This is a genomic window from Subdoligranulum variabile (genome assembly GCF_025152575.1).
GTDB lineage: Bacteria > Bacillota > Clostridia > Oscillospirales > Ruminococcaceae > Gemmiger > Gemmiger variabilis.
This window is the reverse complement of record NZ_CP102293.1, coordinates 2,641,861-2,654,874: the sequence shown is the minus strand read 5'-3', so window position 1 is coordinate 2,654,874 and position 13,014 is coordinate 2,641,861. Positions and strand designations below refer to the sequence as shown.

General features: G+C 51.2%; 11 protein-coding genes and 1 pseudogene. 6 read left to right on the top strand and 6 right to left on the bottom strand.

The window, feature by feature from the left end:
* Positions 1 to 28: 28 nt before the first annotated feature.
* The gene (locus NQ490_RS12485) at positions 29 to 562 is read right to left on the bottom strand and encodes a restriction endonuclease subunit S (RefSeq protein ID WP_238047105.1); all 534 of its coding nucleotides are present in this window, start codon (positions 560 to 562) and stop codon (positions 29 to 31) included.
* Between the two features lie 116 nt (positions 563 to 678).
* On the opposite strand from NQ490_RS12485, the gene NQ490_RS12480 reads away from it, so the two are divergent.
* The 5 genes and pseudogenes from NQ490_RS12480 (at position 679) to NQ490_RS12460 (ending at position 6,118) form a co-directional block, all read left to right on the top strand.
* A complete protein-coding gene (locus tag NQ490_RS12480; protein WP_040917491.1) occupies positions 679 to 1,530 on the top strand; it encodes an AbiU2 domain-containing protein in 852 nt (283 codons plus the stop codon).
* Positions 1,514 to 4,654 (top strand): type I restriction endonuclease subunit R, encoded by a 3,141-nt coding sequence (locus NQ490_RS12475; protein ID WP_007046131.1) that lies wholly within the window; start codon positions 1,514 to 1,516, stop codon positions 4,652 to 4,654. Before NQ490_RS12480 ends, NQ490_RS12475 begins: the two co-directional genes overlap by 17 nt.
* Positions 4,655 to 4,681: 27 nt before the next feature.
* Positions 4,682 to 4,864 (top strand): annotated as a pseudogene (locus tag NQ490_RS12470) (hypothetical protein); the annotation flags it as partial.
* A gap of 64 nt (positions 4,865 to 4,928) precedes the next feature.
* Positions 4,929 to 5,249 carry a transposase gene (locus NQ490_RS12465; RefSeq protein WP_007046129.1) on the top strand — a complete coding sequence of 107 codons (321 nt, stop codon included), beginning with the start codon at positions 4,929 to 4,931 and terminating at the stop codon, positions 5,247 to 5,249.
* The gene (locus tag NQ490_RS12460) at positions 5,222 to 6,118 is read left to right on the top strand and encodes an IS3 family transposase (RefSeq protein WP_119972708.1); all 897 of its coding nucleotides are present in this window, start codon (positions 5,222 to 5,224) and stop codon (positions 6,116 to 6,118) included. Before NQ490_RS12465 ends, NQ490_RS12460 begins: the two co-directional genes overlap by 28 nt.
* Positions 6,119 to 6,496: 378 nt before the next feature.
* Here the strand turns inward: NQ490_RS12460 and NQ490_RS12455 are convergent, their stop codons facing one another.
* Positions 6,497 to 7,072, bottom strand: a complete 576-nt coding sequence (locus NQ490_RS12455; RefSeq protein ID WP_007046127.1) for an SLOG family protein — start codon at positions 7,070 to 7,072, stop codon at positions 6,497 to 6,499.
* A 151-nt stretch (positions 7,073 to 7,223) separates the two neighbouring features.
* On the opposite strand from NQ490_RS12455, the gene NQ490_RS12450 reads away from it, so the two are divergent.
* Positions 7,224 to 7,553 carry a helix-turn-helix domain-containing protein gene (locus NQ490_RS12450; RefSeq protein WP_006573527.1) on the top strand — a complete coding sequence of 110 codons (330 nt, stop codon included), beginning with the start codon at positions 7,224 to 7,226 and terminating at the stop codon, positions 7,551 to 7,553.
* Positions 7,554 to 7,914: 361 nt separating this feature from the next.
* Here the strand turns inward: NQ490_RS12450 and NQ490_RS12445 are convergent, their stop codons facing one another.
* The 4 genes from NQ490_RS12445 to NQ490_RS12430 are packed head-to-tail and all read right to left on the bottom strand — an operon-like array spanning position 7,915 to position 13,013.
* A complete protein-coding gene (locus NQ490_RS12445; RefSeq protein ID WP_242654969.1) occupies positions 7,915 to 9,687 on the bottom strand; it encodes an antirestriction protein ArdA in 1,773 nt (590 codons plus the stop codon).
* A 13-nt stretch (positions 9,688 to 9,700) separates the two neighbouring features.
* Positions 9,701 to 9,916 carry a transposon-transfer assisting family protein gene (locus NQ490_RS12440; protein ID WP_007046125.1) on the bottom strand — a complete coding sequence of 72 codons (216 nt, stop codon included), beginning with the start codon at positions 9,914 to 9,916 and terminating at the stop codon, positions 9,701 to 9,703.
* 1 nt (position 9,917) lies between these two features.
* Positions 9,918 to 11,111: a MutS N-terminal domain-containing protein gene (locus NQ490_RS12435; RefSeq protein WP_007046124.1), complete on the bottom strand. Its 1,194-nt coding sequence runs from the start codon at positions 11,109 to 11,111 to the stop codon at positions 9,918 to 9,920.
* A gap of 12 nt (positions 11,112 to 11,123) precedes the next feature.
* On the bottom strand, positions 11,124 to 13,013 hold the full coding sequence (locus NQ490_RS12430; protein ID WP_007046123.1) for a DUF3849 domain-containing protein: 1,890 nt from the start codon (positions 13,011 to 13,013) through the stop codon (positions 11,124 to 11,126).
* Position 13,014 lies beyond the last annotated feature (1 nt).

The following is a 13,014-nucleotide window of genomic DNA, read 5'->3' as shown; positions in this document are numbered from 1 at the left end:
GTGAGAGTTGTGGACTGTAAATGATAATTTAGCGGCTTGATAACATCTTCACCATTGTATCTTTGACCTCGTGGAGCTTTGATATTTCCGTTTCATTAGACTCGATAACTCCGAGAAACGAGGAAATCTTTGTGTTGAACTCTGGCAGACTTTGCTTATTAGGAATAGAAAGCTCAAATTCCCCTAAAAGCGGAGGATTTGCTTGCGGTTGAGCTGAACCCCCAGCGTTCGTCTGAACAAAATTAAGGAACTCGGCAGATGTAATTGCAAGTCCAAAGTAGTATCTGTATTCGTCATCAATGGGTCTTATTCTAACAAGGAACGATGCAAATACAGAATCGGGAATATTTCTGCCGACCATTTTAGCATACCCCACGGTTGCTCCTGTCCGAGCTACAACGACATCGCCTTCCGAGAGAACATATTTTTCATGATTTTCCTCGCTGATTGGACAATATGGTACACCATTCCAATCAATATAATTTTGAGCGATGTCTGTTATACGCAAGAACTTCGGTCCAACTGGTTCGGTGGTAGCTGTTTCAGTGTAACCGTACTGCATAACTGAGTAATCTTTGAGTTTGCCTGTTATTGAAGCGTTATTTGCTGTATATTCCTTGAAATATGCTCGCATTTGAGCCGCTAAATTATCATTTTCCTACGAAGGGAGGGACGAAAATGGACAAGGAAACATTGATCAGAATTGCCGAAGAACTTCACCAGGGAGCTTTCGACGCAAAAGCCTACTACCTGATCATGCAGCAGTATCGGAAGAACCAACGTAATTATGCCGAAGAGATGAAGGTTTCGCCAGCATTCTACCATACAGTCTATGATGCTCTGATGAAAGCCTGTTTCATGGAGATTGCCAAACTGTATGATACCTCGAATGGTGTCGTGTCCATTGGAACCCTCCTTGTTAAATGCGAGGGAAATCAAGACCTTTTCCCGAAGTACAGAGAAACTTTGACGGTGGATCATGACGGAACAACCTTTTTCTACCCGATCCCATATCAGCACCAACTCAAGCCGCAAGAGGAATGCTTTTTTAAGGATCGGGTTGAGGCAGATAGAAAACTCTTCGCCGCGTTTGATATTCCTGATGCGGACAATGTTCCTGTTCGGGTGGATTTGACTTTTCCAGAATTTTTAGACCTATATCAGAAGCGGTTCAACGGACTGAGTAAAAAGAGAGATAACATCCGAATGCAGAGAAACAAACTCTATGCCCACAACGATGAGAAGCGCATCGTGAACAGTGAAAACTTTCCGAATCGTTACCCTATTTCCTATCCGGACGTTCAGGAAATGATAGACTTTGCGCTTGATTGTACGGGCTTGATTCTTGGTATTCTCACAGATGTAAACCACGCAACTCAATACTCAAATATAGATGACTGGGAAGGTACACTCATGCTGGCACGTCTGGGTTTGAAGTATCAGGAGTACGACTTCCAGCAAAGTGAAAAAGCCTTTGAAGCAGAAATGCAGAGGCAGTTAGGGGGAAATGATAATGGCGAACTTCAATGAGCATTCTCTTGAAATGTCCATCATGGATTTGTTTCAAGATGAAGGGTATATCTATTTGAATGGTGAGCAGATCCACCGTGAACGCTCTGAGGTTCTGCTTATCGACGATCTGCGGAAATACCTCCTGAACAGGTATGCCTCAGAGGGACTTACCCCAAGCGAAGTTGATAGCATCATCCTTCGCCTGAGGTCTATTTCCGGTACGATCTACGAAGCAAACAAAGCAGTCTGCAAAATGATTTGTGACGGCTTCATCTTCAACCGTGAGGATCACACAAAGAAAGACATTTACATTGAGCTGATTGACTTTGATGAGCCAGAGAAAAACGTGTTCAAGATCGTCAATCAATTTGAAATTGAAGGCATCAACAACCAGCTACGCATACCGGACGGGATTGTCTTCATCAACGGCATTCCTGTTGTTGTGCTTGAGTTCAAGAGCGCAGTCAAAGAAAACACAACGATCATGGACGCCTATACTCAGCTTACCGTGCGTTATCGCCGTGATATTCCTGAACTCTTCAAGTATAACGCCTTCATCGTCATAAGCGATGGTGCAAATAATAAATACGGTTCCTTCTTCTCCCCGTATGACTTCTTCTATGCGTGGAGAAAGATTGAAGCTGACGATAAGGAATTGGACGGCATCAATTCCCTTGTAACTATGGTGAGTGGACTGTTCCGCAAAGAACGGCTTTTGGCAGTCATCAAGGATTTTGTCTATTTCCCTGATAGCTCGGACAAAGACCTCAAAATCGTCTGCCGCTATCCTCAGTATTTTGCTGCGGTCAAGCTGTTTGAGAATATCAAGGCACATCTCAGACCGGAGGGGGACGGCAAGGGCGGCACATACTTCGGCGCGACAGGCTGCGGAAAAAGCTATACTATGCTCTTCCTCACAAGAATGCTTATGAAGAGTACCTTCTTCCATAGCCCTACAATCCTGATTATTACCGACCGAACGGATTTGGACGACCAGCTCTCAAAGCAGTTTGTAGCATCCAAGAAGTACATTGGTGACGAAACCGTTGTGAGCATTGATTCCCGCGAAAAGCTGCGTCAGGAACTTCAAGGCAGGGCAAGCGGTGGGGTGTACATGACCACCATCCAAAAGTTCACCGAGGACTTGGAGCTTCTGACGGATAGAGCGAATGTGATCTGCATATCCGATGAAGCACACCGTAGTCAGATAAACCTCGATCAGAAAGTCAAGGTCACTGCCGAAGGTGTAGAGCGAAGCTATGGATTCGCAAAGTACCTACACGATTCTCTCCCCAATGCTACCTATGTCGGTTTCACCGGCACGCCCGTAGATGGCACGATTGAAGTCTTCGGTCCGGTTGTCGATGCCTACACAATGACAGAGGCGGTCAAAGACGGTATCACAGTCAACCTTGTCTACGACGGACGCGCTGCACGGGTCACTCTTGATCAGGCAAAGGTTCGGGAAATTGAAGATTATTATGACCGCTGTGCTGTTGAAGGTGCAAATGAGCATCAGATTGAGGAAAGCCAGAAGGCGGTTGCTCATATTGATGCGATCATCGGTGATCCTGACCGACTTCACGCAGTTGCGGAGGACTTCATTAACCACTATGAGACCCGCGTTGCCGAAGGAGCTACCGTTGCAGGAAAAGCAATGTTTGTCTGCTCTAATCGCAAGATTGCATACGCTTTTTATCAGATTATAGTTGGAATGAGACCGGAATGGGCAGAGAAAAAGATTTGCCCTGACAGGGTTCAACTGACGGAAAAAGAGAAAAAGGAACTCAAACCCATCGAGAAGATCAAGCTCATCATGACGCGAAATAAAGATGATGAGCCTGAGCTATATGAAATGCTGGGAACGAAAGAGGATCGCAAGGAGTTTGACCGTCAGTTTAAGAACGTTAAATCAAACTTCAAAATTGCCATCGTTGTTGATATGTGGCTTACCGGCTTCGACGTACCGGCACTCGACACAATCTACATCGACAAGCCCATCCAGCAGCACAGCCTTATCCAGACGATTTCCCGCGTCAACCGCGTCTATACCGGCAAGGACAAGGGCTTGATCGTGGACTACATCGGCATTAAGAAAAACATGAATCTCGCCCTCAAGAAATACACCAACTTTGAGAGCGATGAGTTTGAAGGCGTCGAGCAGTCTATCACGATTGTTAAAGACCAGCTCGATGTCTTGGCTCAGATGTTCCACAACTTCAATAGCACGGATTACTTCAACGGCTCACCGAAAGAGCAGCTTGCTTGCCTCAATCGGGCTGTTGAGTATGTACAGCTCACGGAAGATTTGGAAACTCGCTTTATGGCGGCAGTCAAACGCATGAAACAAGCGTTCAACCTATGCAGTTCAAGTGAGGCTATCTCTGATAAAGAAAAGGACTATCTGCACTTCTACTGTGCTGTGCGCTCTATTCTTTTCAAACTCACAAAGGGTGATGCCCCTGACATTTCACAAATGAATACCCGTGTCCGTGAACTTCTTGAAGGTGCAATTCAATCTGATGGTATAGAGGAACTGTTTGAGACGGGAAAGCACATCTCTGTTGATATTTTCAGTGACGAGTATCTGGATAAGATCAATGCAATCCAACTTCCAAACACAAAGATAAAGGTGTTGCAGAGGCTTCTTTCTCAAGCGATTGATGAGTATAAAAAGGTCAACCGCATTATGGGCATGGAGTTCTCAGACCGCCTCAAGCGGGTTGTTGATGAGTACAACAATCGCCGTCGTGATGAGGCTTTTGCTAATGAAGTTCTTGACGATGTGGCGGAGCAGCTTGCGAAGCTCCTTGAAGAACTCAAAAAGGAAAAAGACTCCTTCAAGGGCATGGGAATTGACTACGAGGAAAAAGCCTTTTATGACATTCTCAAGGCGGTTGCCAAGAAGTATGAGTTCGAGTACCCGGACGATAAGATGATTGAATTGTCAAAGCGGATTAAGATTATTGTCGATGACAAAGCTAAATACACCGACTGGTCTACCCGCGATGACATTAAGGCAAATCTGCAAGTTGACCTCATACTGCTACTGGATGAATTTGACTATCCCCCCGTAACCATTGATGATGTCTACAAGGAGGTTCTGGAACAAGCTGAAAACTTCAAAAAGTACGCTCAATAACCCGCGTTCCATCGAAAGGAGTAGATCATGGGCAATTCAGTCATGTTGAATGGCGTCGAATATGCCGGAGAACAGATTGCCTACAAAGACAGCACCTATGAACTTGTGTCAAAGGTAGCATATCTGATCGGCGTCCCGCTCCGTATTTTTCAAAATGAACACGAGCCGCCGAAGATAGAGATATACGACCGGCTTGAACAGGATAAAAATGTGCCCCCATACCCGATTTGCCGGACAGAAAAACAATCTGTATAATGGAAAGGGGTAATGAAAAATGTCAACCAAAGAACGAAAACACCCAGCGCCGCCGCGTTACGATGAGGCCTTCAAGGCGGGGGCAGTGCGGATGGTCACCGAGCAGGGGCGGCCCAGCCGGGAGGTGGCCGCGGAACTCGGCATCTGCATCGACACGCTGCGCAGCTGGCTGAAAGCGGCGGGCGCACCATCGCCGGGGCAAGCAGACCGCCAAAACCGCGACGCCAGACGCCTGCGCGAACTGGAGGCGGAGATTCGAGCACTGCGCAAGAAGCTTGAAGAGAAAGACGGGGTCATTGACATCCTAAAAAAATCCGTCGGCATACTTTCCAAACCATAGAGGACAAGTACCGGTACATCCGTACGGCCCGCGCGGGGGCCTCTGTGGAACTTGTATGCCGACTGCTGGAGGTCTCCCGCAGCGGGTACTACGAATGGCTGGGCCGCAAACCCTCTTTGCGCCGGCAGAAGGATCAGGAACTGAAACGCCGGCTGCTGAGCCTGCACCAGCGTTATCCCGCCCTTGGGCTGGACAGCCTGTATCACCTGATCCGCCCGCAGCTTTCCTGCTCGCGCAAGCGCATCCACCGCCTGATGAACGAGATGAACATCTCCTCCACACGCAGGCGTGCCTACAAAGCCACGACCAACTCAAGACACGCGCACCCCATCGCGCCCAATCTCCTTGCGCGCCGCTTCTCCTTTGACAAGCCAGACACCGCATGGGTCGGCGATATTACCTATATCCCCACCGGCGAGGGCTGGCTCTACTGCGCTGTTGTGAAAGACCTTTGCACAAAGCAGATCGTCGGCTACGCCTTCTCCGACCGCATCGACACAAATCTCACTCTCGCCGCCCTCGGCATGGCCGTCCGGCGCCGCAAGCCTCTGCCCGGCCTCATCTTCCACTCCGACCGCGGCGTCCAATACGCCGCCTACGCTTACCGTCAGCGTCTCGCCAGCCTCGGCATCCGGCAAAGCATGTCCCGCAAGGGCGATCCCTATGACAACGCCGTGGCCGAAAACTTCTTCAGCTGCCTCAAGTGCGAGTGCGTCCATCTGCGCCATTTCGCCTCAAGGGCACAAGCCATGGCAGACGTCTTCGCTTATATCGAGACCTTTTACAACCCGGTGCGCCCGCATTCCTCTATTGGCTGGCGTCCTCCGGATGCCTTCGCGCGTGCCTTGTCTGAGCATCCCGCCGCCTGACTGTGATACGACAAGATATCCTGCGTTTCTTTCTGTTTTTTCTTCATTTTTACTGTCCACGAAACCGGGAAGGGCACACTAAATGAACTGTCTCATAACTAAGACACGGAAAAACGCCCCCGACACTGTGCCAGACGCACAGTGCCGGGGGCGTTCCCGTTTCCAGCGATTTATTTTTCTCTCGGCAAGGGACTGTTCATAAGGTGACACTTTCCGTTTTACGAAGCCGTGAAAATTCGATGTGTTCCGTGGAGATGTTCACTGGGCAGCATACGCCGTACACGTTTCCAATAATCACCGAGTAGTGCAATGTGTATTCACTATCGGGAAATACTTCACGGTTTTCGCAACGCTTGATTCAGGAGTGGGATTTTTGCCTTATTCCCGCGTGACATCAAGGGAAACCGGATTGATAACGATGATAGATTTGCCCTTTTTGTGGGCATATCTCACGGTGTTCCCGGTACCGCTGGGGCATCCATTCCATACTGCGAGAATATAATCGGCGTGATCGACCATGTACCGATTTCTCTTGTCCATGCAGTCCGACGTGTACTCCCGTTGCAGCATGGTCTCCTTGTCACACTTTGCCGCGATATTATAATACCGTTCCCGTGAAGCCATAGACCATTTGATCGCTTGTGTCTCACAAGGGATTGCACTTTCCAGAGTAATGTGAGGGTATTTTGATTTCAAATCGAGTACAATTTCCGCAGCGTACATATCGACGCCAAGAGCCATGCCGGTAATAAAATGCGTGACGCCCTCGTTCTCGATGAGTGCTACAATCTGATCCCGCATAACAGATTTCAAAGAAGTACAACGCTTATCGGATTCATCAAAGCCGAACGGAAGACTCTGCGGTCTATGACCGGTAAACGCACAAGTCTTGCCTTGAACGGATTGCTTTTCAGCTTTTTGAGCAGACTTTCTAAACTCAATAATGCGCGACATGACACCCCTTCTTTCACTCTTTTGGTAGGTAACTCCATTCTATCACCCTCATCACGGACAGTCAACGCATTGTCGTTAGTAAAATCAACGACGGCGTACCGTGGATAATGACACCGCCGTTAGGTACACTAAATGCAAAGGTGGTGAGGCTATGCGAGAGAAGAAGGACATCAATATTGAAATCGGCGGCAATATTCAAGTGGCAAGAGAACAGGCGGGCTATACGCAGGACACGCTCTCAGAAATGCTTGGCATGACGCCGAATCACCTGAGTGCTATTGAGCGTGGTGCTTCCGGTATTTCTCTTGAAGCCTTGCAGCGTCTTTGCCGTTTGCTGGGCGTCAGTGCGGACCGAATTATCTTTGGGACCGATGAGCCAGAAGCGGAAGCCCTTGCGCTTGCCAGACGTATTTCGGATATTAAGCCGGAATACCGGCAACAGGTTCAAGAGCTGCTGTCCGCTATTTTGAATATGTCGTAAAAAAAGAGCCTCTGCCGACACCCAAACCGGGCATCGACAGAGGCTCTTGGTTCGTTTTCCGGGCATTCAAACAAGTGCCGAAATCGACACTTATTTCCGCGCTAAAGAAGAAACTGCGCAGGGAATACAATCACTTAGGCTGGTCAATTTGCGCCGCTCTGAGGCTTGCAATCACAGGCTTTTTCGACCCCTAACTGTCTACACTGCGATGCCTTGCGGGAGAAGTGCGGACAGGCGATGAGATCGGCACGGAAACTCTGCTTGCAGCTATGGACGCAGCGGACGCAGAAGCGGTTATACTTCCGGCGTCCGCTGTCCCCGATGAAGAACGACCACTCCTGTCTCCATTTCTGACTTCTGCTCACAGCTCAATCTCTCCTTTGTGCTTTTTGGGAGGGCAGCATTCCTTCTGCTTTTCAGCCTTTGCAGACTTGAGCCTGTCCATGATGGAGGACTTTTCGCCCCTTTCGGGGGCTTTGACCTCTGCGGTCTTGTCTTCCTTCGGACCGTTGTTGATGATCCCGTCAATCATGCCGTAGTCATCCTCCATCGACATCTCCGCTGCCTTGAGGTAGTTTTCCTTCTCAAGTGCCGCCATCCAGCTTCCCTTGCTGATACCGAGCATTCCGCCCTTTGCCGCATGATCGGCAATCTCTTTGGCATCAACGCACAAGCCCTCGGTGTTATCGGAATAGAGACGGTAAACCTCGCAGCCCTTCTCCAAAGCCTTCTCAGCCGCCTCCTGACCGGCGGGAAGAACGCCAGCCCATGCGTAGCCGTAGTCCTTCATATCCTGAACGGAGAGCGCGGGATCGGGCATTTCCGGCACTTCCTTGACTTCAAGGTCAAGAAGGCGGAGTGTGTCATCGTCAAAGCCGTTGTAGACATCATCAAGGACGAGTTTGCCGCGCTCATCGACGATGATGCAAGCCGCCTCATCGCCGTAGGTGTCATGCTCCATCAGATAAAAGCTGTGACCGCCGACTTCGTGCTGGTCAATGGTGTGCCACGTCCCGATGTGACCGGCAACCGTCAGACCGGAGATTTCGGCGTTCATCTCAAAGTCCTTCTGCTGGGCGACTTCCTGTTTCTGCTGTTCCTTCGAGATCATGGGGATCGCAACAATCTTATCGCCCAACTTAACAAACTGCTCCGGAACTTTGAAGAGGTCGGAGAACTTCTGCATCTGCTCTACGGTCAGAGAACCGAAGCTGTCATCCGTCAAGCCGACTACCAAGAATGTTCCGGCAACAATGTCGTAGATGTCACCGTCCTCATCCCGCAGAGCGCGGTTCAGGGGCAGACCTTCCAGCTTGCCTTCCTCGTTGCAGACTAAGGCAACAGGGTCTTCGTAGGGATAAATTGCCTCGATGTAACCGCCGACCTCATGCTGCAAGGACTCCAGACCGGAGTCAATCTCCTTCACATAAGGCTCCTTTCCCGGCTCAACAATGAGAACGGCGATGGTGCTGTCACGCTCGGTGACTTCCCCTGAGCCGGTGATCCGGTATTCATCGGGAATATCATCAAGCTCCCCGTTAAACTGCCTGTCCCACCTCTCGCTTGCGACACGGACATAGCCCTCATCGGTGAAGCGTCCCTGCTCATCCATCGCAATGTCGCGCCCATAGCGTTCATAGTCGATGTAATTTGCCAGAGGACCGAGATCCTTTTCAGCGTAGATACCGGCTTCGTGGGCGTAATAATAGCCGAGGTCGGATTCATCGTTGATACCGGGCATGATGTCGTAGCAGTCCAGATTGAACGTCAGGTTGATGAGATCGTCGATGTCGCTGACCTCATCGCAGCCAGCCTCCATAATGGCAACGAGCTTTTCCTGATCGCTCAGGGAAAGCTCGTCAATCAAAGCGGCAAGGTAGTTGAGCTTATCAAGGCTCTCGTACTCGCCAAGCATCTTCTGAACGCCGTAAATGGGGCATTCGTAGTCGGTGATAAACCACTCTTCATAGGGCTGACCGAACTCATCCTGCTTGCCGATCCCGATGCGCTCAAAGACCTTCTGCATCTCTTCCTCGGTGGTGGGCAGCTTCACCCACTCACCGACCAGCATACCCTCGTTGTACTTGCCAAGGTTCGTGACGAAGGCTTCAAAATCACCGTCTAATACGGGCATAGGCATCCTCCTTTCAGTCATCCAACATGCCGTCCGGCATGATATACAGTTCCTCAAACTCCGCGTCGCTCATGGCTTCGAGCTTCTGGATGGTCTTATACATCAGCTCTGCGATCTCTCCGTCCATGTCGTTCAGGGTGACGCTCTTCATATCGTCGATCAGCCGCTTCCGGCTGGACGTGTTGAAGCAGCACATCAGGTTGATTTCTTCCACGGTAAAGTTTTTCATATCAGAGTTCCATATCCTTTCCTTTCAATTTCTGCGGCTTCGGTGTGTGGGGCGGCTGGGCTTTCTGCGCGGATTTCAGCTTGTCGCGGATGGATTCACGGGCAGCGGGCTTCTTTGGGATGGTGTCGTAGATGGCAGTTCCGGCATCCTCCACATAGGAGCGGACATACTGGATGCTTTCAGAAAAGCGAATGGGGCGGTTCTTGTCCTCGATATTCGTCAGCCGGACTTCATCGACGGCAAAATCAACCGCGTCGATTCTGCACTTGATCCCATCCACATTCAGCGTCGCACCGACAGGAATGTAATCTGCGGCTTTGAGTTCCTTGAAGGTCTCGCCGTCCTTGCTGAGAAAGACATCCACGCCGGACTTCCAGAGCTTGTGAGAACCGGCTACCCATGCGCTTTCACGGAAGCCGGTCACCGGCATGGAGGGCTTGCCGCGTACCTTCTTCTCAAGGAGCTTTGTGCCGAGAAGCGGCGCGGCTTTCTCCGCGTCCTTGCCGTAAAGCTCAAAATAGCCGTTCTGGGCAAAGCAAACCAGCGCGTCGGGATGTACCTTTTTGACCGCTTCGTACTTCCGGAGTTCTGCGACGGGGAGCGGCGAAAGCACCTCCGTCCTATCTGCCTCCGGCAGTCTGTCACGGCGGGTTTTCTGCTTGGACAGCACTTCCGCCAGAGCATCCGCGTCCTTCGGGAGCGTCTGGTGGGTCTTGACGCCGCCATGCTCACCGATCAGAGCCATTGCTGCATCGAAGCTGCTGCGGCAGGGGGCTTCCAGCACAAAGCCGTCTGCAAAGGTCAGCCGGTCGTGATCCGGCGCAACCGAGTTCTGCGCCACATTTGCCGCCTGTTCCCGGTAGTTGATCTCAAAGACATCTCCGAAGACCTTGCCGCGCTTGACGGCTTTCGGGACAATGACGCGGGCAACGCATTCGTCGTAGGTCTGTTCCGCGTAAAAGCGGAAGGTGTTGTGATCTCGCGTTCCCTGAATAAAGACTTGATTTTCATTGAGGCAGTGCGTCCCATGCGGACGGCAGAACCACATCAGCGTCTTGTCTTCGGGATTCTGGCTTTCGGCGGCGCGGCGGATGATGCGCTTGTCGATGTCGAAGTCTTCCTTGTAGCTGTCTACATGACTATCCACAAGCTTCTGCAGCTCCGCAACGATGTCAACGTCTGTGTATTTCTTCATGCTTCTCCTTTCTCACAACTCCATGTCGTGTGTTTTGGATTTGACCGGGGACTTCTTCTCCGGCTGCGTTTTCGCGGCAGCTTTGAGCTGATCGCGGATAGAGGGCTTTTCCTGCTTCTGCTCCTGCTTGACGTATTCCAGCGTCGGCATCAGCTCACGGTAGCAGCCCTGTGTTTTCCGCGCCGCATGACGGCGATGGATTTTGAACAGCGGCTCACCGTTCTGCGTGACCGTGTTGCCCTCGATCCTGACGCCGTTCCGTGCCAGCAGATTGAAGGAATGGTTAGAGGCGCGATAGGACGCCCGCATACCGTCATTGTTATAGGCAATCTGCCCCTTGAGCGTGTCCATGACGGCGGCTTTGATTTCCTTCTCTTCGGCAGTCAGGCGGTGTGCCTTCGGTGCTTTCGCTGCTTCCTCCGGCAAGGGGACAACGGGAGGCTTGACCTCCACGGTTTTTACCTCGATAGAGGTAATCTCATCGTTCTCCCACGCAACGACCTCCGGGTCTCTTTCCTCTGTTTTCTCAGAAGTGACTTCCTTCTGGGGTTCGGTCTGCTGACGGAACGCATCCACGAAAAGTGCGGTCAGTCCGGGATTGGCTTTGTCCACGAGGAAGTGGGAGGCGTTCTCAGGGCAGACCTCAACGTTCTTCGCCCATTCCTTGAGGGGCTGGGGAATGCGCCCGTCAAAGTCTTTCTGCTGAATGGTGTTTGCGAGGACATACCGGACGCGCTCTGGAGAGAACTGCTCAAGGACACTTTTCACGGCAGCATCCGCATCCAGTCGGTTGTCCCCATAGTTAGAACTGATCGCCGCTTCAATCGCACTGCGGCATTCCACGTTTGCGGCGAGAGAAGCACGGTATGCTTCCATCTCACCGGCTTCATAGGCGTAATTCGCTGTCTCGCGGTAAATGGGGACTTCCGGCTTTTCCTCCGGAACAGCTTCCTTTATGGGAGCTTCGACTTCCTTCTCTGCGGACTGTGCTTTCTCTGCCAGCAGCACCTTGAGCTTGGCGTCAATGCCCTCGATCATCTCAGCCGCCGTCTTGCGGATGGTGTCCAGAGAGCTTTTCAACTCCTTGGTTTCCTTGCCGGATGACCAACCGGCGATGTACCCGAAGGAGTAGTCCGAGGTTTCAATGCCGTACCGCTGACAGACAGTGTAAGCTACGCTTTCCGCTTCAACCTCCTTGGTGTGACGATCCTTCTTGTCTTCGGGGGCGGTTTTCTCGTCCGGCTTTACAGCGTGGAGCTTTGCGTGGGCGATCTCGTGAATGGCGGTCTTGACCGTTTGGATTTCGCTCATGCCTTCCTGAATGGCAATGCGGCTTTCAACCGGTGAGAAGAATCCCTTTGCGCCGCCCGGAATATCCTCAAAGGAAATGGGGACGGGAGATTCCTGCTTGAGTGCATCGAAGAACGCCTCGTAGTTCTCGACGGTGCCTTTCAGCTCATCGACGATGATGTCCGGAAGCTCCTTGCCGTCCGTCTGGGAAACATCAAAGACACTTACCACCTTGAAGGCAGGACGCAGGACCTCAACCGTTTCCGTGACAGCCTTCCCATCTGCGCCGATCACCGGCTTCTGCGTCAAAGGATCAATCTTCTCACGCTCTTCCTGCGCCTTGTACGGCGCGGGTGCAAGAATCTTGATGCCCTTTTCGCCCTTCATGACCTGACGGTCAAAGTTGCGCTGCCACGAGGTATAACCGGCAACATAGGTTGCCTCCGGCTTCTGCATCGCAATGAGCAGCGTGTTGTTGAAGGAATAGTTGTAGAACTTGGACATCGTGCGGAGATATTCCTTGAACCGCTCGGATTCAAAAAGCTCCTTGATGCCCTGTTCCAGCTTGTCCGTGATTTCGCGGACTTGCTGTGCATTTCTGTTTTCAGCCATA

Coding starts and splice junctions, on each gene's coding strand:
- NQ490_RS12485 (WP_238047105.1), bottom strand. CDS start 562: ATGCAGTACGGTTACACTGAAACAGCTACCACCGAACCAGTTGGACCG.
- NQ490_RS12480 (WP_040917491.1), top strand. CDS start 679: ATGGACAAGGAAACATTGATCAGAATTGCCGAAGAACTTCACCAGGGA.
- NQ490_RS12475 (WP_007046131.1), top strand. CDS start 1,514: ATGGCGAACTTCAATGAGCATTCTCTTGAAATGTCCATCATGGATTTG.
- NQ490_RS12465 (WP_007046129.1), top strand. CDS start 4,929: ATGTCAACCAAAGAACGAAAACACCCAGCGCCGCCGCGTTACGATGAG.
- NQ490_RS12455 (WP_007046127.1), bottom strand. CDS start 7,072: ATGTCGCGCATTATTGAGTTTAGAAAGTCTGCTCAAAAAGCTGAAAAG.
- NQ490_RS12450 (WP_006573527.1), top strand. CDS start 7,224: ATGCGAGAGAAGAAGGACATCAATATTGAAATCGGCGGCAATATTCAA.
- NQ490_RS12445 (WP_242654969.1), bottom strand. CDS start 9,687: ATGCCCGTATTAGACGGTGATTTTGAAGCCTTCGTCACGAACCTTGGC.
- NQ490_RS12440 (WP_007046125.1), bottom strand. CDS start 9,916: ATGAAAAACTTTACCGTGGAAGAAATCAACCTGATGTGCTGCTTCAAC.
- NQ490_RS12435 (WP_007046124.1), bottom strand. CDS start 11,111: ATGAAGAAATACACAGACGTTGACATCGTTGCGGAGCTGCAGAAGCTT.
- NQ490_RS12430 (WP_007046123.1), bottom strand. CDS start 13,013: ATGGCTGAAAACAGAAATGCACAGCAAGTCCGCGAAATCACGGACAAG.